We start from the raw sequence: 720 nt of genomic DNA on the forward strand, positions 1-720 counted from the left end.
TGTCTCACCGTTATCGAAATCATTAGCAAAGTTGTAGGATGTTCCTGAGGTAACATCAAAGTTGGTTAGGTTGTTAGCGGTCGAAGAGCTCCCTGTGACTGTTAGTCTATATCCATCGGCATCAGCAATGGCATTCCAAGAGATATCGGTATCTACAGCTACATTGGTAGTACCATCGGTAGGACTACTTAGTGTTGTACAATTTGGAGGCGTTGGTGTTGCCGCTACAATGGTAAATGTTTCAGTGGTACATGATGTAGCATCACCAGCTGCATTGTAAGTAGTTATGGTTACAGACACGGTCTCACCGTTATCGAAATCATTAGCAAAGTTGTAGGATGTGCCAGAAGTTACATCAAAGTTGGTTAGGTTGTTTGCAGTTGATGAGCTCGCAGTTACTGTTAGTCTGTAGCCATAGGCATCAGCTACAGCATTCCATGTGATGTTTGTATCTACGGCAACATTAGTGGTTCCATCGGCAGGACTACTTAAATTTGTACAATTAGGAGGTGTTGGTGTTGCAGCAACGATTGTAAATGTTTCTGTAGTACATCCTGTAGCATCCCCAGCAGTATTGTAAGGTACGATGGTTACAGAAACTGTTTCACCGTTATCGAAATTATTAGCAAAGTTGTAGGATGTTCCTGAGGTAACATCAAAGTTATTGAGGTTATTGGCAGTCGAAGAGCTCCCTGTGACTGTTAGTCTATATCCATCGGC

General features: G+C 42.5%; 1 protein-coding gene. It reads right to left on the reverse strand.

The genetic code is table 11. The annotated features are described in order from the left end of the window. The coding region (locus tag AC1EU5_RS16005; RefSeq protein ID WP_480193424.1) for a hypothetical protein at nucleotides 1-720 on the reverse strand (720 nt) is incomplete at both ends.

The sequence above is a fragment of the Maritimimonas sp. 2405UD52-3 genome (genome assembly GCF_056591715.1).